Consider the following 18964-nt stretch of genomic DNA (forward strand, 5'->3'; position numbering starts at 1 on the left):
TGTGGGCCCCGGTTCTAATAGAACGAAGCGGCGGTCAGCAGGACCGTGGAGAGCAGCATGGATGCAATCATGACATAAACGACGATTTTAAATATGGTCTTGTTTCGCAAAGCGTGTTCAGCTCCTTGTAAATGGAAAGGCTATACCTATATTTTAACCCAACGGGGATACGGGAGGAAAGTCCATGATTCAGGAAAAGCGGCTGGTCGCGGAATTTATGGAATTGGTGCAGATTGACAGCGAGACGAAGCACGAAGAGGAGATCTCTCGGGTGCTCAAGGAGAAGTTCACGGCGCTCGGCCTGACCGTCCAGGAAGACGACTCCGCTTCGAAGACCGGCCACGGCTCGGGCAACCTGTTCTTCACCCTCGCTCCTTCGGGGGTGACAGGAGCGCCGAAGCTCTTCTTCACCTCCCACATGGACACGGTCACCCCGGGCAAGGGGGTAAAACCGCAGCTGGGGGAAGACGGCTACATCCGCAGCGACGGGACGACGATCCTGGGAGCGGACGACAAAGCAGGCCTTGCCGCCATGTTCGAAGCGATCCGTGTGCTCAAGGAGAACCACATTCCGCACGGCCAGATCCAGTTCGCCATCACGGCGGGCGAGGAGTCGGGACTGCTCGGCTCCCGCAGCATGGATGCGAAGCTGGTCGACGCGGATTTCGGCTACGCGCTGGACTCCAACGGCACGATCGGGGACATTGCGGTGGCGGCTCCGACCCAGGCCAAGATCTATATCACCTTCTGGGGCCGCTCCGCCCATGCGGGCGTGAACCCGGAGGACGGCATCTCGGCGATTGCCGTGGCGAGCAAAGCCATCTCCCGCATGCCGCTCGGGCGTATTGATAACGAGACGACGGCCAACATCGGTCGCTTCGAAGGCGGCATTGACGGTGCGACGAACATCGTGGTCGAACGGGTGCGGCTGGAAGGCGAAGCACGCTCCATCACGGACGAGAAGATGTACGCCCAGGTGGAGAAAATGCGTGCCGCCTGCGAATCGGCGGCTGAGGAGATGGGGGCGAAGCTCGAGTTCAAGAGCGAAGTCATCTATCCGGCTTACATGTATGATGAAACGGCGCCGGTCGTGAAGCTCGCCTCCGCCGCTTTGCGGAGTGTCGGCTGCACGCCGCGCACCTTCCACTCGGGCGGCGGCAGTGACGCCAACATGTTCAACGGCATCGGGATTCCGACCGTGAACCTGGCGGTAGGCTACCTCGACATCCACACGACGAAGGAGCGCATCGCCGTATCCGATCTCGTGAAGACCGCGGAAGTCGTGGTCGCGATTGTGAAGGAAACGGCCGCCCAAGGCCAAGCTTAGATAGGGATTGATCATACACAGGGAAGAAGAGACAAAGGAAGCCGCGCTTATCGCTGATAAGGGCGGCTTCCTGCTGTTCGCGGAACTTGGACGAGCCGGCAGGGCTGCATCCTGGGAGCTCAGCCGGCTCATGTACACCTGGGGGTCAAAAAGACCCCGGATTCACTCTAAACGGACGGGGCCGGTGCTGCAGTATGGGAACCCCTCTAGCTCATGGGGGAATAGGCGGAGGAGACATCGGACATGCGGCTCTGCCGGGCGTAAGCCGCCCCGCGGAACGTTCCCGAGACGGCGGCTGCGGAACGGATCACCCGCTTGCCCTTCGGTACGGAGAAGCTCTGCGTGCCGTCGAGAAGGGCTGCGAGAGGCACGTCTGCCGCGGCGCGTTCCAAGGCGCGCTGCAGGTACTTGCGGATTTCCCAGGCTTTGCCGACGAGTCGGAGCTGCTGCTCGGTCACATAGGATTTCATAGAATTCCCTCCCAGCTTGATAGGATGCTATAGTCCACCTTATGCTGGATACTGATTGGTTATGTCCACATCTAAGAATTTGTATCTCACCAGCGCTCGATTCAACGATGCAAGGTCCACCGGTTTCGGGTTGGTCCCTGACTTCTGGTATAATGTGAAAAGGCTGTACCAATACAATACCCGCAGAAGCGGAGGAGGAATCGGTATGACACGTCCCATTCCCAAAAAATTTGAAGAAATTACTATATCGACCGAGCCGGTCTTTCAGGGTAAGATCATCTCGCTGCAGGTAGATACCGTGAAGCTGCCGGGAGGCGGTGAAGCGACCCGCGAGATCGTGAAGCATCCGGGGGCGGTAGCCGTGCTGGCCCTGACACAGGACGACAAGATCCTGATGGTGGAGCAGTACCGCAAGCCGCTGGAGCGCAGCCAGGTTGAGATTCCGGCAGGCAAGCTCGACGCCGGGGAGGATCCGCTCGCAGCAGCCCAGCGGGAGCTCCAGGAGGAGACCGGCTACCGGTGCGGGAAGATCCGGCTGTTGTCCTCTTTTTATACCTCGCCCGGGTTTGCCGATGAGATCATTCACCTGTACGTCGCAGAGGAACTCATCGCAGGAGATGCCCAGCCGGACGAAGACGAGTTCCTGAACGTCGAGGAGCTGACTTTCGAAGAAGCGCAGGAGTATATTCGGGACGGCCGGATCTCCGACGCCAAGACGATCATGGCCGTCTATGCCTGGCAGATCTACCGCCTGACAGGATCGCTGCCCGAATGAGCCTGAAGCCGTATTATGCCGATCTGCATATTCACATCGGGCGCACGGAAGCGGGGGAAGCGGTCAAGATCAGCGCGGCGAACAACCTGACCTTCTACAATATCGCCCATGAAGCTTCGGAGCGAAAGGGCATCGAGATCATCGGCATTATCGACTCCCATTCACCGGGCGTTCAGCGCGAGATGGAGCATTACCTCATGAACGGGGAGATGGAGGAACACCCCGAAGGCGGCATCGCTTACCACCGGACAACGGTGATGCTCGGCTGCGAGCTGGAGGTGCGCGAACCCGGCATGGGTCCCGTGCACCTGATCGCCTACCTGCCGAAGCTGGCCGACATGCAGTCGTTCACCGGCTGGCTGTCGAAGCACATGAAAAACGTGCAGCTGAGCTCGCAGCGGCTGTACGTTCCCTCCCGGGAGCTTCAGCAGGAGGTGCTCGGGCGCGGAGGGCTGCTCGTCCCGGCGCATATCTTCACGCCGCATAAGAGCGTCTACGGCAGCGGCTCGAGCCGGATGGAGCATCTGTTTGACCTGGAAGGCGTCGCCGGGGTGGAGCTCGGCCTGAGCGCCGACTCCGTCATGGCCGGCTACATCAGCGAGCTCGACCGCTACACATTCCTCACGAACTCCGATGCCCATTCCCTGCCGAAGATCGGGCGGGAATACAACGAGTTCGCGATGGAGGAGGCGTCTTTCAGCGAGCTGCGGCGGGTGCTGGCCGGTGAGGCGGGGCGGGGCGTGCTGGCGAACTACGGCCTTAATCCGCGCCTCGGGAAGTATCACCGAACCTACTGCGACAGCTGCTCCTCCATCTTGGATGAGGGCGGCGCCGTGGTGACGGAGCGCTGCCTCTACTGCGGCAGCACGAAGATTGTACGCGGGGTGATGGACCGGATCCTGTCCATCGCCGACCGCGATGAGCCGTATGTGCCGAAGAGCAGGCCGCCATACCGGAATCAGGTGCCTCTTGAGTATATTCCGGGGCTTGGACCGAAACTGCTCGGCCGGCTGCTGGAGAGATTCGGCACCGAGATGAACCTGCTGCACCGTGCCTCCCGCGAAGAGCTGGAGGAGGCGGCGGGGGAGACGATCGCCGGGTATCTTATGGACGCCCGCGCCGGGACCCTGCAGCTCGAAACCGGAGGCGGAGGGAAGTACGGGCGGGTGAAGAAGTAGAGCAGGCCGGGTGCCCGGGATGCGCTCCCTGTATGCTTCCGGAGCCGTTCCGGCGGGACGACTTTTTACTGCAGTCATAACCTTGTCCATGCCTTCATATGATGTTCCATATGGACAAGGAGGCATGGGCGATGCTGAAGAGCCGGACGCTGGAGCTGTACATGAAAGAGCACCTGTCATTCTACATTTTTGTCGGCGTCGTCTTTGTAACAGGCGTCGTATTCGGGGCCGTGATGGTGAATGCCCTTTCGATCGAACAGCGGGAGGAGATTGCCCGGTATCTCGGCAACTTCTTTTCTTCGGTCCACCAGGGCGCGCTGGACGGGGAAGGGGCCGGATCCTTCCGTGAAGCCTTCGGCATGCATATCAAGTGGATTCTGCTGATCTGGCTGCTCGGCATCTCTGTGATCGGGCTCCCGCTCATCCTCATCCTCGATTTTCTCAAAGGGGTGCTGATCGGCTTCACCGTCGGATATATGGTAGGGACACTCTCGTGGAAAGGACTGCTGTTCGCACTCGTGTCCGTCGTTCCCCCGAACCTGGTGATCATCCCGGTGCTTATCGTATGCAGCGTGACTGCGATGGCCTTCACCGTGCATCTCGTCAAGAACCGGTTCATCTCCCGTAAGGGGGCACTTTACGAACCGTTCATGCGCTTCACAGGCACGATGGTGGGGTCGGCGGTGCTGCTGGTCGGGGTAGCCGGGCTGGAGGCTTATCTGTCGCCCGTGATGATGAAGTGGGTGACGCCCATGCTGCTCACACTGCCGGGGTCCTAATAAGGTTTGACTTTCCGGCAACCCAGAACCTATAATGTAAGCATGCGGCAGTGCCCCTGGTGGGATGCCGTCCGCGAAACCCGGAGCGGTTGCTTTCGATTGTAGGGGGAGAAGCATGGAATCTCGAATTGAAAAAATCAAACAGCAGCTGCAATCGCAAGGCTATAAACTGACGCCCCAGCGGGAAGCCACCGTGCGTGTGCTCCTCGAGAACGAAGAAGACCATCTGAGTGCCGAGGACGTATTCATGCTCGTTAAGGATAAAGCCCCGGAGATTGGACTTGCAACGGTCTACCGGACCCTGGAGCTTCTGAGCGAGCTCCATGTTGTGGAGAAAATGAACTTCGGAGACGGTGTGGCCCGTTATGACTTGCGTAATGACAGCACTCATCACCACCATCATCATCTAATCTGTGTGCAGTGCGGCGCCGTGGATGAGATCATGGAAGATTGGCTCGGACCACTGGAGGAACGGCTGGACAAGGAATTCAATTTCCAGGTTCTCGATCACCGGCTGGACTTCCAAGGCATTTGCCACCGCTGCCGTGATAAGAACAAATCGTGAGAAACGAAACCTTCCCCTGGATCTGATTCCAAGAGAGAAGGTTTTTTGTATTGTCCCACATAATACGGCCCGCTTGGCTAACGCTATAAAACAGACGTTTGCGTGATCAAAGGAGGCGGTTACTGTGATTATTGGCATTCCGAAGGAACTGAAGAACAACGAAAACCGTGTGGCTCTGACGCCGGGCGGTGCGGCGATGCTGCATGCGGCCGGGCACGAGGTGCTGATTGAGAGCGGAGCAGGGGGCGGCAGCGGCTTCAGTGATGAGGAGTATGCGGGAGAAGGGGCGCAGATCGTACCGGAAGCGGCGGAGGTATGGGCCCGCTCCGAGATGATCATGAAGGTCAAGGAGCCGCTTCCCTCCGAGTACGACTATTTCCGCGAGGGCTTGACGCTGTTCACATATCTGCACCTGGCTGCCGAGCCGAAGCTGACCGAGGCGCTCGTGCGCAGCAAGGTCACCTCCATCGCCTATGAGACGATCCAGCTGCCGAGCGGCGGGCTGCCGCTGCTCACACCGATGAGCGAAGTCGCCGGCCGGATGTCCGTGCAGGTCGGCGCCCAGTTCCTCGAGCAGTCTTACGGGGGCCGGGGGATACTGCTGGGAGGTGTGCCGGGTGTGCCTCCGGCCGATGTGATTATCCTCGGCGGAGGCATCGTCGGCACGAATGCCGCCAAAATGGCGCTCGGCCTCGGCGCCAATGTCGTGGTCATCGAACGCAGCGCGGACCGTCTGCGCTACCTCGACGACGTCTTTTTCGGCCGCATCCGAACGCTGATGTCGAACCCGTACAATATCGCCAATGCCGTGCAGAAGGCCGATCTCCTGATCGGAGCCGTCCTCATCCCGGGTGCCCGCGCGCCGAAGCTCGTCACAGAGGACATGGTGAAGACGATGAAGCCGGGAGCGGTGATCGTCGATGTCGCCGTAGATCAGGGCGGCTCGATCGAGACGGTCGACCGCGTTACGACGCACAGCCAGCCAACCTATGAGAAGCACGGCGTCATCCATTATGCCGTCGCCAACATGCCGGGGGCCGTGCCCCGTACCTCAACGCTGGCGCTCACCAATGTGACGATCTCGTATGCGCTGGAGATTGCGGGCAAAGGGGTAACCCGCGCATTGTACGGCAATCCGCCGCTGAAGCTCGGCGTGAATACGTACCGGGGGCATGTGACCTATCCGGCTGTGGCGGAAGCGGTAGGACTTCCTTATACGGGGCTCGACTCGCTGCTGCCGATCTCGTAGCCGCCGGAACCCAGCCGTCCGGACAGGGCTGAGCAGGCGAATCCGCATATTTTTGACCAGAGGATCATAGTCTCTTCTTAAGACGCCCGGTGTCCGCCTGCACGGACACCTCCGGCACCTTGGGAGGTACAGGCTATGATTTTTCATTTTTCTCTGCGCAAATGGAAAGAACGCTTTCGCTTTCTGCTCCTGTTCACGGCTTTTACGGTAGCACTGTATCATGCCCTCCTGCTGATCACCACCTGGATCGAGCCGGGCAGCCGGTACAGGCAGCCCGAGGGCCGGGCGGTGAAGGTGTTCCTGAACGAGGGGGATGCGCTGGCTGGGACCGGCACGATGGGAGATCGGCTCAGGCTGTTCTACGAGATCGGGGAATAACGATTCCTGGGCCCTAAGACACAGGGAAGACCGCAGCTTGTAAGAAAATCAGGGTAGGCGGCAGGAGAATAGAACGATCGTGTGGAAAAGATAAGGGACTGCCTCTGTACTACATAAAAGGGGATACCTAATCGCATGAGAGAACAACTGCAAGCTTTTATCCGTTATTTGTCCGAAGACAAGGGTCTGGCCAAGAACACGCTGGATTCCTATGAGCGGGATCTCGTGCAGTATCTGGATTATCTGGAGAGCCAAGGGGTCCTCTCGCTGCAGGCCAGCTCCAGAATCAACATATCGGGTTATCTGCTCGGGCTCAAGCAGAAGGGCAGAGCGGTGGCTACCCTGTCACGGAGCATGGTGTCCATCCGTGCATTGTACCAATATTTGGTTAGAGAGCATCTCCTGGATTCGGATCCGACGATCCATCTCGAATCACCGAAGCCGGTGAAGCGCGTGCCGATGGTGATGTCCATCCAGGAGGTGGGCAAGCTGCTGGGCGCTCCCCAGACGTCAACGCCGAACGGGATGCGAGACAAGGCGATGCTCGAAGTGCTGTACGCCACAGGCATCCGCGTTTCGGAGCTCATTTCCCTTGACGTAGAGAGCGTGAATACGTCTCTCGGGTTCATTCGCTGCTCGGGCAGCGGGGGGAGGGAGCGGATCGTCCCGCTCGGTGAGATCGCTTCGCAGTACGTCAGCGCCTATATCGAGTCCATGCGGCCGAAGCTGCTCAAGGCATCGAAGCCGGAACCGGCCCTCTTCGTCGGCCACCTGGGCACGCGGATGACCCGCCAGGGCTTCTGGAAGATCATCAAGAAGTATGCCACCGACTCCGAGATCCGGCAGGAGATTACGCCCCATACGCTCCGGCATTCCTTTGCCGCCCATCTGCTTGAGAATGGGGCGGACCTGCGCTCGGTGCAGGAGATGCTGGGGCATGCCGACATCTCGACCACGCAGATCTACGCCCAGCTCAACCGGGGGAAGATCAAGGAAGTGTATGACCGTGCCCACCCCCGGGCCCGGATGGAGTAAGCAGGCCGGAAGGGAAGCACCCGGCCATACCAACAAGCAGCAGGCTCTATCCCCTAACGGAGTTGTGGGGAGGGGGCCTGCTTGGGCTGCATCCGGGGAACGGCATAAGCGGCGGGGCATCCCGTTTTTGCAATAGGCCTCTGCATTTGCGATAATAACGGTAGATTTGTCTTGAGGAACACATACATACCGATGATCAATGAAGGAGGCTGCAGAAGTATGGACAAAGCTAACGTACTGCAGAACATCAAAGAAGCCGCAGCATTTATCCGCGGACAATACCCGGCGACGCCGGAGATCGCCCTCATTCTGGGCTCGGGGCTCGGCATTCTTGCCGATCTCGTACAGGATGCCGTTACGATTCCTTACCAGGATATCCCTCACTTTCCCGTTTCGACGGTGGAAGGGCATGCGGGTGAGCTGCTGCTCGGCACGGTGGAAGGCCGTCATGTGCTCCTAATGAAGGGCCGCTTCCATATGTATGAAGGGTATGGGGTGGAGACGGTCTCCTTCCCCGTCCGCGTCATGAAGGAGCTCGGCGTGGAGAAGCTGCTTGTCACCAATGCGGCGGGCGGTGTCAATACGTCCTATGAGCCGGGCGACCTGATGGTGATCAGCGACCATATCAACTTCACGTCCCGCAACCCGCTCATCGGGCCGAACTTCAGCGAGCTCGGCGTCCGCTTCCCGGACATGTCCGAGGCGTACAGCAGACGTCTGCGTGCCCTTGCCCATGAAGTGGCGGGTGAGCAGGGACTGGCCCTCAAGGAGGGCGTCTATATCGGACTGCTCGGCCCGTCCTACGAAACGCCGGCGGAGATCCGCATGATGCGTACGCTCGGCGCCGACGCGGTAGGCATGTCCACCGTATCCGAGGTGCTCGTGGCCAGGCATGCGGGCATCGAGGTGCTGGGCTTCTCGTGTATCTCGAACATGGCTGCCGGCATTCTGGATCAGCCATTGTCGCATGAGGAAGTGATGGAAACGACGGACCGCGTCAAGCAAAAATTCCTGAAGCTCGTGCTCGGCATAATCGGCCGGATGTAAAACGGCGGTCACAGCGGGAGCAGAGAAACGGAGGGTCTCCGCCGCCCCGGCTGCGGGGGCACCTTCAACGAGAGAGAGGAGCGGATAGGACATGGAACCGAACTATGTTCAGCATATTCTGGAGGCTGCTCAGTGGATCAGCGACCGGATCGACCGGCGCCGGCTGGATTTTGGGCTTGTACTGGGCTCGGGGCTCGGGGATCTGGCCGATCAAGTGGAGGATCCCGTCATCCTGCCTTATGAGGCCGTTCCGTATTTTCCCGTATCCACAGTGGAGGGGCATGCCGGTCAATTCGTGATCGGACGACTGGAAGGCCGGCAGGTCATCGTCATGCAGGGACGCTTCCATTATTACGAAGGCTACTCCATGAAAAAAGTAGTGTTCCCGATCTATGTTATGAAACAGCTCGGGGTGGGGGCGCTTGTCATAACGAACGCGGCGGGCGGGATGAACCGTACATTCCAGCCCGGCGATCTCATGCTGATCTCCGACCATCTCAATCTCACAGGGGACAACCCGCTGATCGGCATCCACCATCCGGAGCTCGGGGTCCGCTTCCCGGACATGTCGCAGGCGTACAGCCGCGAGTACCGAGCGCTGGCTGGAAGCATTGCCGGTCGCATATCGGCGGATCGGGGCGAGGCCGTGCGTTTGCAGGAAGGCGTGTACGCCGGCATCACCGGTCCGAATTATCTGCCTCCGGCGGAGCTGACGATGCTTGCGAAGCTCGGCGGGGATGCCGTGGGCATGTCCACGGTAGGCGAAGTCATCGCCGCCGCTCATGCCGGACTGCGCGTGCTCGGTGTCTCCTGCATCACCGACATGGCGGTCGGCGAAGAGCTCGAACCGCTGACCCACGAACAGGTGGTTGCCGTCGCGAACCGGACCAAGCCCGTCTTCATTGAACTCGTTAAGCGATTTATTGCCGAAGCGCAAGTGCCGCACTGATTTCGTATGGTTATCCTTCTAAATAAAGGACTGCCGGAGCCCCGAAGAGCTCCAGCAGTCCTTTTTTTGGCGTCCATATGCTCAAGGCTACTTGGATTTGTTCGCACCTTTGTCGCTGGTGCGGGTCGTGGTGTTCTGGTTGCCGTGACCCTGCTGCTTTGCCATCTGGCTTCCCCTCCTTAAGGTGAATATCGTCGTTCCGACTACATCATTAGTATGACTTGGAGAGGGACCGTTAGCCGAGGAGAAAGTTACCTCGGGATTTTTTTGGCGACCCCTATGAAGAAGTGGGTATCTTGTGCTACAATGTGGGCATAAAGAACTACATCAAACGAAGAGACCAGAGAACCATTTGACCAATATACAGAGAAAGAAGGGGTCGGTCATGACCATGCTGAAGGTAGCCCACTGTTCTGCGTGCGGTAAGGTGTATCAGATCAATATCCGCAATCTGTGCCAGGACTGCTGCCGGTCCCTGGATGATGAGCTGGACCGCTGCGAGTCTTACCTCCGGAAGAACCGCAGGGCAACGACCGAGCAGCTTAAGGAAGCGACCGGCGTGCCGCTGAAGAAAATCACGGTCTTCCTGAAGGAGAACCGTCTTCATCTGGCGAGCTACCCGAATCTGACCTACCCCTGCAATTCGTGCCAATCGCCGATCCGCCAGCATCACCTCTGCTGTTCCTGCCGGGTCCGTATTATCACGGACCTGCATATCCTCAAGGAGGAGGAAGCGAAGAAATCACCGCGGCCGTCCGCCTTCCAGATCCGGAATGCGGCTTACCGCTGAAGGTTTGAGGTTACGCCGGCCTCCCCCCACAGGCTTGTCCAAGACCGGACAGGCCTTCTGCTCTTCCGAATGACATCTTTTGCCTGCCGGGTTTGGTTGTCCGGCACTTTTATGCTAAAATGTCAGAGGGAATCCTAGCTGCAGCCCGAGCGGCGATTTGTCACAAATTTTTCACGGGTAGAGCTCCAAAAGGCATGTGTAAGTTGGCTTGGTTTTTGTACAATAATACTATACGTCTTCGTCGTGTAAGGGGGGAATACCTATGCAAAAGTGGATTATGTTTTCACTGTTCATCGTCGCCTGTCTCCTCGGAACGGGCGTGCTCTTCCAGAACATTTCGGCTCGCCAAGCCGAGCTCGCCAAGGAAGCTACAGCCGGCCCGTCGCTGAAGTTCAATGCTTCGAACTACAAGTTCGAAATTTCGGGCAAGGCGAAAGCCGGTGAGAAAGTAACGCTCTCCTTGGTGAATAAGGAAGGCCTTCACGCGGTTGAGATCAAAGGGACAAGCGTGAAGCTCGACAGCAACACCAAAACAGCCGACTTCACTTTCGAGAAGCCGGGTGAGTATGAAGTGGTTTGTGCGCTGCCTTGCGGTCCTGGCCACACTGAGATGCATGCCAAGTTTGTGGTCGAGTAATCGATCGACATACGGCCCCTGGCTCACGTAATAGAAGAGGAAAGCTCCGGAACTTGTTTCCGGGGCTTTCCTCTTTTTTTGTTTGTATGAAAATGCATCTGCCTAACCCGTCAGCCTGCTTAAATATTCAGCATCATGCATGTCCTGGGGGAGAAGGCAGCATACTACCTTTTATGACACTCCATGTCACGGCAAGCAAGGTGCATCCCAAGTGCATGCCAAGTGCAGAAAGGAAGGAAGCTGTCCATGCGTTTGCGTTCCTGTAACCGATCTCTCCGCCGTTTCCTGCCGCCCGGCTGTACATCTGCTCCCGTATGCTGCCTCCTGCTTGCAGCCCTGACGGTCAGCGGGTGCACGGGAGAGCCTGCCCGGCGGCCCGGCGGAGGGGAGGTGCGGGCGTATGGGGCAGGCATGAAATTCAGCCGGATGCAGCCGGGCCGGCCTTCCGAGCGGGAAGAGCAGATCGTCCCGGCCGATGAGGCGGCGGCGGCGGTGGAAGCCGTGCCCGGCATCAATGAAGCCTGCGTGGTCGTACACCGCCGGGAGGCCATCGCCGCCGTGGCGCTCGACGAGCCGGACGGCAGGCTGGGTACGCAGCAGCGGGAGCGGATCATCGAGGCGGTGCGTCTAAGCGGCACACCGGCGGAACGCATCCGGGTCACCACGCACGCTTACTTTATGAAGCGGCTGCAGGACTACAGCGAAGCGGTCCGCCGCGGGGGGAGCATGCCGGGCTTCAACCGGGAGTTTCCCGAGCTGGTTCAGGCTGCTTTTCCTGGGGAAGGAGATTGACGGCACTCGGCTGCATGCAGCTGGAATAAATTGCTTGCAACCGGTCAACACTAGAGAAGAGCACAATCATTTTAGAAGCTATGGCCAGGAGGGGTAGAACAGGTATGATCTCCAAAGTACTCAAATGGTTTGTTTCCGCCCAGCTCTTGCTGATGCTTGCGCTGCCTGCGGCGCTGGCCGAAGAGGGCAAGGGTGCGCCGCAGGTCGATCTGGCGCCGAATGCCACATCCGCCGTCATTATTGATGCGGACACCGGTACTGTCATCTTTGATAAGAATAAGGATGCGAAGCTGCCGCCCGCTTCGATTACGAAGATTATGACGATGCTCCTCACCATGGAAGCAATCGACGCCGGCAAGCTCAAGATGGATGATAAGGTGCCGACGAGCGAATATGCGGCCTCGATGGGCGGTTCCCAGATTTTCCTGGAGCCGGGTGAGGAAATGACGGTCCAGGATATGCTCAAGGGCATTGCGATGGCCTCGGGCAATGATGCGTCGGTAGCGATGGCCGAGAAAATTGCGGGCTCCGAGGAAGCGTTCGTGCGTCTGATGAACGAACGGGCGGAGCAGCTCGGCATGAAGAACACGAAGTTCGTCAATCCGAACGGTCTGCCGGCCGAAGGCCACGTATCGTCCGCTTATGACATCGCTTTGATGTCCAAGGAGCTGCTGAAGCACGAGGAGATCACGAAGTTCACCGGGCAGTATCAGGATTACCTTCGTAAAGAGACGCCGAAGCCTTTTTGGCTGGTCAACACGAACAAGCTGGTGCGCTTCTATAGCGGTGCCGACGGCCTTAAGACCGGGTATACGAGCGAAGCGAAGTTCTGTCTCTCCGCTACGGCGAAGCGGGACAACCTGCGCATCATTGCCGTCGTGATGGGCGAGCCGGATACGAAGACCCGCAACGCCGAAGTGACGCGCCTGTTCGACTATTCGTTCTCGCAGTACACGACCCTGCCGATCTACAAGACCGGTGACGCTATCGGTGAGATGAGGGTAGGCAAGGGTGAAGTGCCGGTCGTTCCTCTGACGGCGAAGCATTCCTACTCCCTGCTGCTCAAGAAGGGCGAGGCGGCAGACGGGATCCGTCATGAAGTGCAGCTGCTCCCGGATCTGAAGGCGCCGGTTGCCGTGGGCCAGGCGATCGGCAAGATCGTAGTCTACAAGGGAGACCAGGTCCTGAGCGAATTTCCGCTGGAATCCCCGGTTGAAGTCAAGAAAGCCGGCTGGTGGACGCTGACCAAGCGGACCGCGAAGAAGATGCTGTTCCTGGATTAACCCACACACCGAGAGTCCCCGCAGAAGATAGACGCCGAGCGGGGACTTTTGTGCATTATGGCGGCACCCTTGTCGCAATTCTTCTAGTTGTGGCGCAATTCTTCTAGTTTTGTCGGGGGTGCAGGAAAAGGTTTCCGGGGCGTAGAACTAGTGGCTATGAACCAAGAAGGAGTGAAGCCGCTTGAGTCTGCAGATCGAACTGGAGCATCACCGCAAAACGCTGATCGTGCGCCTGAACGGGGAACTTGATCACCATACGGCCGACGCGGTCAAGGCGAAGATGGAAGAAGCCATTCTGAGAGGGAATGTCTCGCATATCATTCTCAGCCTTAAGGATCTGAGCTTCATGGACAGCTCGGGGCTCGGCGTGATCCTCGGCAGGTACAAGCTGATTACGGCCAAGGGCGGGCGGATGGTCGTGTGCGACGTGAATCCTTCCGTCTACCGGCTCTTTGAGATGTCGGGGCTGTTCAAAATCGTATCGGTCGAAGATAACGAGAGCAGGGCGCTGCAAAGTCTGGAGGTGGCCTTATGAGCGAGCGCAACTTCATGACCTTGAAATTCGCGAGCCGCTCCGAGAACGAATCGTTCGCCCGGGTAACGGTAGCGGCCTTCGTCTCCCAGCTTGATCCGACGCTCGACGAGCTGACGGATATCAAGACCGTCGTCTCCGAGGCGGTCACCAACTCCATTATTCACGGTTATGACAACCGTACCGACGGGATTGTGACGATCTTCGCGGAGATCGAGGGAGATACGGTGATGATCCAGGTGGAGGACGAAGGCAGCGGCATTGAGGATCTGGATCTGGCGAAGCAGCCGCTCTATACGTCGAAGCCGGAGCTTGAACGCTCCGGGATGGGGTTTACAATTATGGAGAATTTCATGGATGAGGTGGATGTCATCTCGACCCCTTCCAAGGGGACTGTCATCAAGATGAAGAAGCGAATCGAATCGAAAAAAGCCTTATTCAATTAGGGGTCTGATCTTATGGATGTGGATTTGAAGAAAGCCTCGCATACCTATTTGGACGATACCGAAGTCAAACGGCTGATCGCGCTCAGCCAATCCGGGGACTCTCTGGCCCGGGAGACGCTTGTGAACTGCAATATCCGGCTGGTCTGGTCGGTCGTGCAGCGGTTTCTGAACCGTGGATACGAAGCGGAAGACTTATTCCAGATCGGCTGCATCGGGCTTCTGAAGTCGGTTGACAAGTTTGATTTGTCTTATGACGTCAAGTTCTCCACGTATGCCGTGCCGATGATTATCGGCGAAATCCAACGGTTCCTGCGGGATGACGGCACCCTCAAGGTGTCCCGCTCGCTGAAGGAGCTGGCGAACAAGATCCGCAAGACGCGCGACGAGCTCTCGAAGACGCTCGGTCGGCTGCCGACGATCTCGGAGGTGGCCGAGGAGCTCGGTATTACGCCGGAGGATGTCGTGTTCGCCCAGGAAGCGAACAAGCCGCTGTCCTCCATCCACGAGACGGTATTCGAGAACGACGGCGATCCCATCACCCTCATGGACCAGATTGCCGACGATACGCAGGACAAGTGGTTCGACAAGCTGGCACTGAATGAAGCGATCGGCTCGCTGAGCGAGAGAGAGCGGCTGATCGTCTACCTCCGGTACTTCAGGGACCAGACCCAGTCGGAGGTGGCCAGCCGCCTCGGCATCTCGCAGGTCCAGGTGTCGAGGCTCGAGAAAAAGATTCTGCAGTCCATCAAGAATCAGATTGCCCAGTAGCAGCAGACGGTGCAATCCTTTAGTTGAACGGTAATACGCATACGGCTGAAAGCCCCGGATCGATCGCATTCGGGGCTTTCCATCCGTTCCCCGAAACCGCGGTGCCCTGGAGGCGCGGCGGTTTTTTGGTCTGTGGAAGCTGGGCTTGAACTACCTGGCACGGGAGTCCTCACGGAACAGGAGTTTCGTACAGTAGAGGCCGGTCAGGCCGACAAGCGTATATACGATTCTGGCCAGGCCGGACGCTTCCCGGTGTGCTTCGCCGCCGAGCAGAGCCGCTACAAGATCCCATTCGAACAGACCGACGAGCAGCCAGTTCAGCGCACCGACAATAACCAGGGTAAGAGCCACTTTTTCCATCGCCTGACACCATCCTTTGCAGCTTTAGTGGAAGTAACGGGTATGCTCACGTTTACTCTCCTACGCGGAGGAGAAAGCTATGCGCGGCGGGGGAAACCACTTTTTGGAAGGGGGAGAAGCGGTTATGCGGCATCGGCCGGGGCTCATACTACCGATAAGTAGCATAAAGCCTGGTAAGGGAGGAAATCTGCGATGGGGCCTGCTTCGGTGCCGTCTCTCTATATCCGTCTGCGGAAAAACCGGAGGATCGGGCGCGGGGAGCCGATCCGGCTCGGGCAGGTGGCCCAGGTTCTGCTCACCGGGCTGGACTCCGAGGAGGAACTGAAGAACGTCGTGCTTTATGAGCCGAAGGAAGCGGACGGTTCGGTCGTTCTGATCGACATGATGCTCATTGTGCGGAAGGTGAAGGCCCGCTTTCCGGAGCTCGCCATCGAATACTTCGGGGAGCCGCATACGCTCGTGGAGATCGGGGGCAGGACCAAGCCGCCGAACCTGCTGCTGCTGGCCCTCGTGTGGCTGCTGCTCTTCGTGGGTTCCGGCCTTGCGATTATGAATTTTCATGCGGATGTCAGTATGGCGCAGGTGCATCAGCACATCTACAAGCTGCTGACGGGCAGGGAGTCCGCTCACCCGCTGCTGCTGCAGATTCCCTACTCCGTCGGCATCGGCCTCGGGATGATCGTGTTCTTCAATCACCTCTTCAAGAAAAAATTCAACGAGGAACCGAGCCCGCTTGAAGTGGAAATGTTCATGTACCAGGAGAATGTCAACCATTATATCATCACCGAGGAGTACCACCGGATCCATGCGGAGGCGGTGCGGAGGGAGGGGGAAGGATGAGGGATGAGCGATATGCTGGCATGGACCGTCCTTGTCTTCACGGGACTGGCGGGCGGACTGGCGGTGGGAAGCGGGCTGGTGGCCTTCCTGGTTGTTCTCGACATCATCCCCCGTCTTGCCCAGCTTACGCGCTCCTACGCCAAGATTCGCTGGTACGAGGGAGCCGTGATCTGCGGCGCCTTGTTCTTCACCTTAACGGATTTCTTCGAATGGGAATACGGGCTCTTCCCGCTGGCATCGTCGATCTTCGGGCTCCTTGCCGGGTGCTTCGTGGGGATGCTGGCCGCCGCACTGACCGAGGTAATCAACGTCTTGCCCATCCTCGCGAAGCGGATCGGGATGGAGAGCTACATCATTTGGCTGCTCATGGCGATGATTCTCGGCAAGGTGCTCGGTGCGCTGGCCGAATGGCTCGGCGTACTGGGATAACGGCTTAACGGGCAGAGGTACATAATTCGGTTCACAGGACCGGACAGACACAGGAGGTGCTTGGATAGATGCAGAAGCAGTTGAAACGGGCCAAGCTGATCAAAAGCATTCCGCTGCGCAGAGAGGATCACGTAGAGGCGCATACCGAGCCGGAGAAGGAGCGGGAGGAGAGCCTGAAGGAGCAGCTGAAAGAAGAGCTTGAAGCGAAGCTGGAGGAGATTAAGGAAGAGAGCCTGGCGGAGAAATCCGCGGGGAAGTCCCGCAGGGCGGAGCTGGTCTTGCCCGAGCGTCAAAAAGAGGAGCTTGAAAAGCTCGAGATTGATATCGAAGGGAATATCATTCATGCCCACCGGCGGGACCCGGGAAAGAAGGGGCCTGGGAATCAAGAGCCCGGGAGTCAAAAGCCTGAAAATCAAAAGCAAGAGAAGAAAGAGCCGGAGAAGCAGCGGCTGGAGGCAAATAAGGAGAACCGAAAGGTAAGTCCCGGTGAGAAGAACGACAAGACGCTGAGGGCTCAAAAACGGCTTACCCCGCGTGAAGAGGAGTTGAAAGAAGCGGATGCGATCCCGACGGATTTCGGGGAACTGAAGCGTGCGCTGGAGGAGCAGGTCGGGCTGCACAAAAGCTTCGACGTGATCTTCCGGGAGATGGTGTTCGGCGGCCAGAAGACAGGGGTCTTTTATTACAACGGATTCGCCAAGGATACGGCGCTGATCTCGGTGCTCGAGCGGCTGTCCTATGCGGATTACGGGCAGGGCAAGCGTCATGAGGCGTTTGACGGCAGAGAGAATCTCGACGAGCGGCGGAGTTCCGGGGCTGGAGCCGGGGACGCGCGGGGCGGAGATGGGGAGAAGGATGGGAAGCTCGGCGGACTCCCCATCATTGACCTGTTCGACGAAGCGCTGATTCCGCATATCCAGGTCGAGAAGGCTTCGAAGCTCGGCAAGGTGATTGATGCGGTTGGAGCCGGCGGCTCGGCGTTCTTCTTCGAAGGCCATTCGGAAGCCATTTGCGTGGATGCCAAGAGTTTCCCGGCCCGCAACACCGAGGAGCCGGACCTCGAACGCGTCGTGCGCGGCTCCCGCGACGGCTTCGTCGAGACCCTCATGACGAACGTGACGCTGGTCCGCCGGCGCATCCGGGATCCCCGCCTTAAGCTGGAGCTTACGAAGGTGGGCCAGCGGACGAAGAGTGATGTCTGTATCGCATATATTTCCGATATCTGCGACATGGAGCTTGTGGAATCCGTGAAGGATAAGATCCAGGGTGTGGAGGTCGACGGACTGCCGCTGGCGGAGAAGCAGCTGGAGGAGGCGATTGTCGGAAAGGGATGGAACCCGTATCCGATGGTACGGTACTCCGAGCGGCCGGATGTGGTATCGGCCCACCTGCTCGAAGGCCATGTGATTGTCATGGTGGACACGTCCCCCTCGGTCATGATCATCCCGACCACCTTCTTTCACCATGTGCAGCATGCGGAGGAATACCGCCAGACGCCGCTTGTCGGCTCTTATCTGCGCTGGGTGCGGTTCCTCGGAATCGCCGCTTCGATCTTCCTGCTGCCTCTCTGGTACTTGATCGTCTCCTCCCCAGAGCTGAAGCCGGTAGGCTTGGAGTTTGTCGGGCCGCAGAAAGAAGCGCTCATCCCGCTGCTCGGACAGTTCCTGATTGCCGAGCTCGGCATTGACCTGATGCGGATGGCGGCCGTGCATACGCCGACGCCGCTGGCCACGGCGATGGGCCTGGTCGCGGCGATCATGATCGGGGATATTGCAGTCAAGACGGGGCTTTTCGTCAACGAAGTCATCATGTACCTGGCCGTAGCGGCGGTCGGCACGTTCGCCACCCCCAGCTATGAGCTTTCGCTGGCCAACCGGATCACAAGGCTGGGCCTGCTGGCGGCCGCCGCAATCTTCCGCGTGCCGGGTTTCGTGCTGGCATCCACCTTCCTGGTGGTGTTCCTGTCGCTGCAGCGCTCCTACAACACCCCGTACATGTGGCCGTTCATCCCCTTCAATCTGAAGGCAATGTACGATATCCTGGTGCGGCGCCCCTTCCTTACGATGAAGACCCGTATGAGTCTGAATAAGACGTCGGACCGTACAAGGCAGCCCGCAAAGTAACGGCCGGACGGGGACAGATGAACAGAGGGCGGGCAGCTTACGGGTAAGTGCCCTTAGAGAGTCCCGGCAAGGGACTCTCTTTGTGCTGCGGCGCGCCAGCGCCCCTTCCCGCATGCTCATGAAGTGCGGGCAGGCGGGTGATCTTAACTGTTGTCAACCCGGGGGACATATGGTACTTTTAATGTAATGTAAAACGATAGGACTATTACTTT

General features: G+C 58.6%; 23 protein-coding genes. 20 read left to right on the plus strand and 3 right to left on the minus strand.

The window, feature by feature from the left end:
* Nucleotides 1-14 precede the first annotated feature (14 nt).
* Nucleotides 15-110, minus strand: a complete 96-nt coding sequence (prli42, locus tag ACP26L_RS14340; protein WP_426453444.1) for a stressosome-associated protein Prli42 — start codon at nt 108-110, stop codon at nt 15-17.
* 74 nt (nt 111-184) lie between these two features.
* Here prli42 and ACP26L_RS14345 point away from each other — a divergent pair, with 74 nt between their 5' ends.
* Nucleotides 185-1327, plus strand: a complete 1143-nt coding sequence (locus ACP26L_RS14345; RefSeq protein ID WP_426453446.1) for a M20/M25/M40 family metallo-hydrolase — start codon at nt 185-187, stop codon at nt 1325-1327.
* A gap of 206 nt (nt 1328-1533) precedes the next feature.
* Here the strand turns inward: ACP26L_RS14345 and mciZ are convergent, their stop codons facing one another.
* A complete protein-coding gene (mciZ, locus tag ACP26L_RS14350) occupies nt 1534-1797 on the minus strand; it encodes a Z-ring formation inhibitor MciZ (protein ID WP_426453448.1) in 264 nt (87 codons plus the stop codon).
* 205 nt (nt 1798-2002) lie between these two features.
* On the opposite strand from mciZ, the gene ACP26L_RS14355 reads away from it, so the two are divergent.
* The 16 genes from ACP26L_RS14355 (at nt 2003) to sigF (ending at nt 15000) form a co-directional block, all read left to right on the plus strand.
* Nucleotides 2003-2572 (plus strand): NUDIX hydrolase, encoded by a 570-nt coding sequence (locus ACP26L_RS14355; RefSeq protein ID WP_426453450.1) that lies wholly within the window; start codon nt 2003-2005, stop codon nt 2570-2572.
* On the plus strand, nt 2569-3750 hold the full coding sequence (locus tag ACP26L_RS14360) for an endonuclease Q family protein (protein ID WP_426453452.1): 1182 nt from the start codon (nt 2569-2571) through the stop codon (nt 3748-3750). The genes ACP26L_RS14355 and ACP26L_RS14360 overlap by 4 nt, the downstream gene beginning before the upstream one ends.
* Before the next feature lie 131 nt (nt 3751-3881).
* Nucleotides 3882-4529 (plus strand): stage II sporulation protein M, encoded by a 648-nt coding sequence (gene spoIIM / locus ACP26L_RS14365; protein WP_426453453.1) that lies wholly within the window; start codon nt 3882-3884, stop codon nt 4527-4529.
* A gap of 115 nt (nt 4530-4644) precedes the next feature.
* Complete coding sequence (locus tag ACP26L_RS14370) at nt 4645-5094, plus strand: Fur family transcriptional regulator (protein WP_426453455.1); 450 nt, start codon at nt 4645-4647, stop codon at nt 5092-5094.
* A 124-nt stretch (nt 5095-5218) separates the two neighbouring features.
* Nucleotides 5219-6343, plus strand: coding sequence for an alanine dehydrogenase (ald, locus tag ACP26L_RS14375; protein WP_426453456.1), 1125 nt, complete (start codon nt 5219-5221; stop codon nt 6341-6343).
* 135 nt (nt 6344-6478) lie between these two features.
* Nucleotides 6479-6721, plus strand: a complete 243-nt coding sequence (locus ACP26L_RS14380) for a YqzK family protein (RefSeq protein ID WP_426453457.1) — start codon at nt 6479-6481, stop codon at nt 6719-6721.
* Between the two features lie 135 nt (nt 6722-6856).
* Nucleotides 6857-7756, plus strand: a complete 900-nt coding sequence (gene xerD, locus ACP26L_RS14385; RefSeq protein WP_426453459.1) for a site-specific tyrosine recombinase XerD — start codon at nt 6857-6859, stop codon at nt 7754-7756.
* Nucleotides 7757-7975: 219 nt separating this feature from the next.
* The gene (locus ACP26L_RS14390; RefSeq protein WP_426453460.1) at nt 7976-8803 is read left to right on the plus strand and encodes a purine-nucleoside phosphorylase; all 828 of its coding nucleotides are present in this window, start codon (nt 7976-7978) and stop codon (nt 8801-8803) included.
* A gap of 91 nt (nt 8804-8894) precedes the next feature.
* Nucleotides 8895-9752, plus strand: coding sequence for a purine-nucleoside phosphorylase (locus tag ACP26L_RS14395; protein WP_426453461.1), 858 nt, complete (start codon nt 8895-8897; stop codon nt 9750-9752).
* 385 nt (nt 9753-10137) lie between these two features.
* Nucleotides 10138-10542, plus strand: coding sequence for a flagellar protein (locus tag ACP26L_RS14400; protein ID WP_426453462.1), 405 nt, complete (start codon nt 10138-10140; stop codon nt 10540-10542).
* 262 nt (nt 10543-10804) lie between these two features.
* Nucleotides 10805-11179: a hypothetical protein gene (locus ACP26L_RS14405; protein ID WP_426453463.1), complete on the plus strand. Its 375-nt coding sequence runs from the start codon at nt 10805-10807 to the stop codon at nt 11177-11179.
* Between the two features lie 246 nt (nt 11180-11425).
* Nucleotides 11426-11971: a YhcN/YlaJ family sporulation lipoprotein gene (locus ACP26L_RS14410; RefSeq protein WP_426453464.1), complete on the plus strand. Its 546-nt coding sequence runs from the start codon at nt 11426-11428 to the stop codon at nt 11969-11971.
* A gap of 104 nt (nt 11972-12075) precedes the next feature.
* Nucleotides 12076-13254 carry a D-alanyl-D-alanine carboxypeptidase family protein gene (locus tag ACP26L_RS14415; protein ID WP_426453466.1) on the plus strand — a complete coding sequence of 393 codons (1179 nt, stop codon included), beginning with the start codon at nt 12076-12078 and terminating at the stop codon, nt 13252-13254.
* Nucleotides 13255-13435: 181 nt separating this feature from the next.
* On the plus strand, nt 13436-13789 hold the full coding sequence (gene spoIIAA / locus ACP26L_RS14420; protein ID WP_426453468.1) for an anti-sigma F factor antagonist: 354 nt from the start codon (nt 13436-13438) through the stop codon (nt 13787-13789).
* Nucleotides 13786-14232 carry an anti-sigma F factor gene (gene spoIIAB / locus ACP26L_RS14425; protein ID WP_426453469.1) on the plus strand — a complete coding sequence of 149 codons (447 nt, stop codon included), beginning with the start codon at nt 13786-13788 and terminating at the stop codon, nt 14230-14232. The genes spoIIAA and spoIIAB overlap by 4 nt, the downstream gene beginning before the upstream one ends.
* Nucleotides 14233-14244: 12 nt before the next feature.
* Nucleotides 14245-15000: an RNA polymerase sporulation sigma factor SigF gene (gene sigF, locus ACP26L_RS14430; protein WP_013916438.1), complete on the plus strand. Its 756-nt coding sequence runs from the start codon at nt 14245-14247 to the stop codon at nt 14998-15000.
* 150 nt (nt 15001-15150) lie between these two features.
* Here the strand turns inward: sigF and ACP26L_RS14435 are convergent, their stop codons facing one another.
* On the minus strand, nt 15151-15360 hold the full coding sequence (locus tag ACP26L_RS14435; RefSeq protein WP_426453471.1) for a DUF378 domain-containing protein: 210 nt from the start codon (nt 15358-15360) through the stop codon (nt 15151-15153).
* A gap of 192 nt (nt 15361-15552) precedes the next feature.
* On the opposite strand from ACP26L_RS14435, the gene ACP26L_RS14440 reads away from it, so the two are divergent.
* The 3 genes from ACP26L_RS14440 (at nt 15553) to ACP26L_RS14450 (ending at nt 18752) form a co-directional block, all read left to right on the plus strand.
* Nucleotides 15553-16200, plus strand: a complete 648-nt coding sequence (locus tag ACP26L_RS14440; RefSeq protein WP_426453472.1) for a stage V sporulation protein AA — start codon at nt 15553-15555, stop codon at nt 16198-16200.
* 3 nt (nt 16201-16203) lie between these two features.
* Nucleotides 16204-16629 carry a stage V sporulation protein AB gene (locus tag ACP26L_RS14445; protein ID WP_426453474.1) on the plus strand — a complete coding sequence of 142 codons (426 nt, stop codon included), beginning with the start codon at nt 16204-16206 and terminating at the stop codon, nt 16627-16629.
* Between the two features lie 68 nt (nt 16630-16697).
* Entirely contained in the window at nt 16698-18752 is a 2055-nt protein-coding gene (locus tag ACP26L_RS14450) for a spore germination protein (protein WP_426453475.1), read from the plus strand.
* Nucleotides 18753-18964 lie beyond the last annotated feature (212 nt).

Origin of the sequence: Paenibacillus sp. S-38, assembly GCF_049942825.1 — a bacterium.
Taxonomy (GTDB): Bacteria; Bacillota; Bacilli; order Paenibacillales; family NBRC-103111; genus Paenibacillus_G.

Coding starts and splice junctions, on each gene's coding strand:
- xerD (WP_426453459.1), top strand. CDS start 6,857: ATGAGAGAACAACTGCAAGCTTTTATCCGTTATTTGTCCGAAGACAAG.
- ACP26L_RS14405 (WP_426453463.1), top strand. CDS start 10,805: ATGCAAAAGTGGATTATGTTTTCACTGTTCATCGTCGCCTGTCTCCTC.
- ACP26L_RS14415 (WP_426453466.1), top strand. CDS start 12,076: ATGATCTCCAAAGTACTCAAATGGTTTGTTTCCGCCCAGCTCTTGCTG.
- ACP26L_RS14360 (WP_426453452.1), top strand. CDS start 2,569: ATGAGCCTGAAGCCGTATTATGCCGATCTGCATATTCACATCGGGCGC.
- sigF (WP_013916438.1), top strand. CDS start 14,245: ATGGATGTGGATTTGAAGAAAGCCTCGCATACCTATTTGGACGATACC.
- ACP26L_RS14390 (WP_426453460.1), top strand. CDS start 7,976: ATGGACAAAGCTAACGTACTGCAGAACATCAAAGAAGCCGCAGCATTT.
- ACP26L_RS14380 (WP_426453457.1), top strand. CDS start 6,479: ATGATTTTTCATTTTTCTCTGCGCAAATGGAAAGAACGCTTTCGCTTT.
- ACP26L_RS14445 (WP_426453474.1), top strand. CDS start 16,204: ATGAGCGATATGCTGGCATGGACCGTCCTTGTCTTCACGGGACTGGCG.
- ACP26L_RS14400 (WP_426453462.1), top strand. CDS start 10,138: ATGACCATGCTGAAGGTAGCCCACTGTTCTGCGTGCGGTAAGGTGTAT.
- ACP26L_RS14345 (WP_426453446.1), top strand. CDS start 185: ATGATTCAGGAAAAGCGGCTGGTCGCGGAATTTATGGAATTGGTGCAG.
- ACP26L_RS14440 (WP_426453472.1), top strand. CDS start 15,553: ATGGGGCCTGCTTCGGTGCCGTCTCTCTATATCCGTCTGCGGAAAAAC.
- ACP26L_RS14410 (WP_426453464.1), top strand. CDS start 11,426: ATGCGTTTGCGTTCCTGTAACCGATCTCTCCGCCGTTTCCTGCCGCCC.
- ACP26L_RS14355 (WP_426453450.1), top strand. CDS start 2,003: ATGACACGTCCCATTCCCAAAAAATTTGAAGAAATTACTATATCGACC.
- mciZ (WP_426453448.1), bottom strand. CDS start 1,797: ATGAAATCCTATGTGACCGAGCAGCAGCTCCGACTCGTCGGCAAAGCC.
- ACP26L_RS14435 (WP_426453471.1), bottom strand. CDS start 15,360: ATGGAAAAAGTGGCTCTTACCCTGGTTATTGTCGGTGCGCTGAACTGG.
- ACP26L_RS14395 (WP_426453461.1), top strand. CDS start 8,895: ATGGAACCGAACTATGTTCAGCATATTCTGGAGGCTGCTCAGTGGATC.
- spoIIM (WP_426453453.1), top strand. CDS start 3,882: ATGCTGAAGAGCCGGACGCTGGAGCTGTACATGAAAGAGCACCTGTCA.
- spoIIAB (WP_426453469.1), top strand. CDS start 13,786: ATGAGCGAGCGCAACTTCATGACCTTGAAATTCGCGAGCCGCTCCGAG.
- ACP26L_RS14450 (WP_426453475.1), top strand. CDS start 16,698: ATGCAGAAGCAGTTGAAACGGGCCAAGCTGATCAAAAGCATTCCGCTG.
- ACP26L_RS14370 (WP_426453455.1), top strand. CDS start 4,645: ATGGAATCTCGAATTGAAAAAATCAAACAGCAGCTGCAATCGCAAGGC.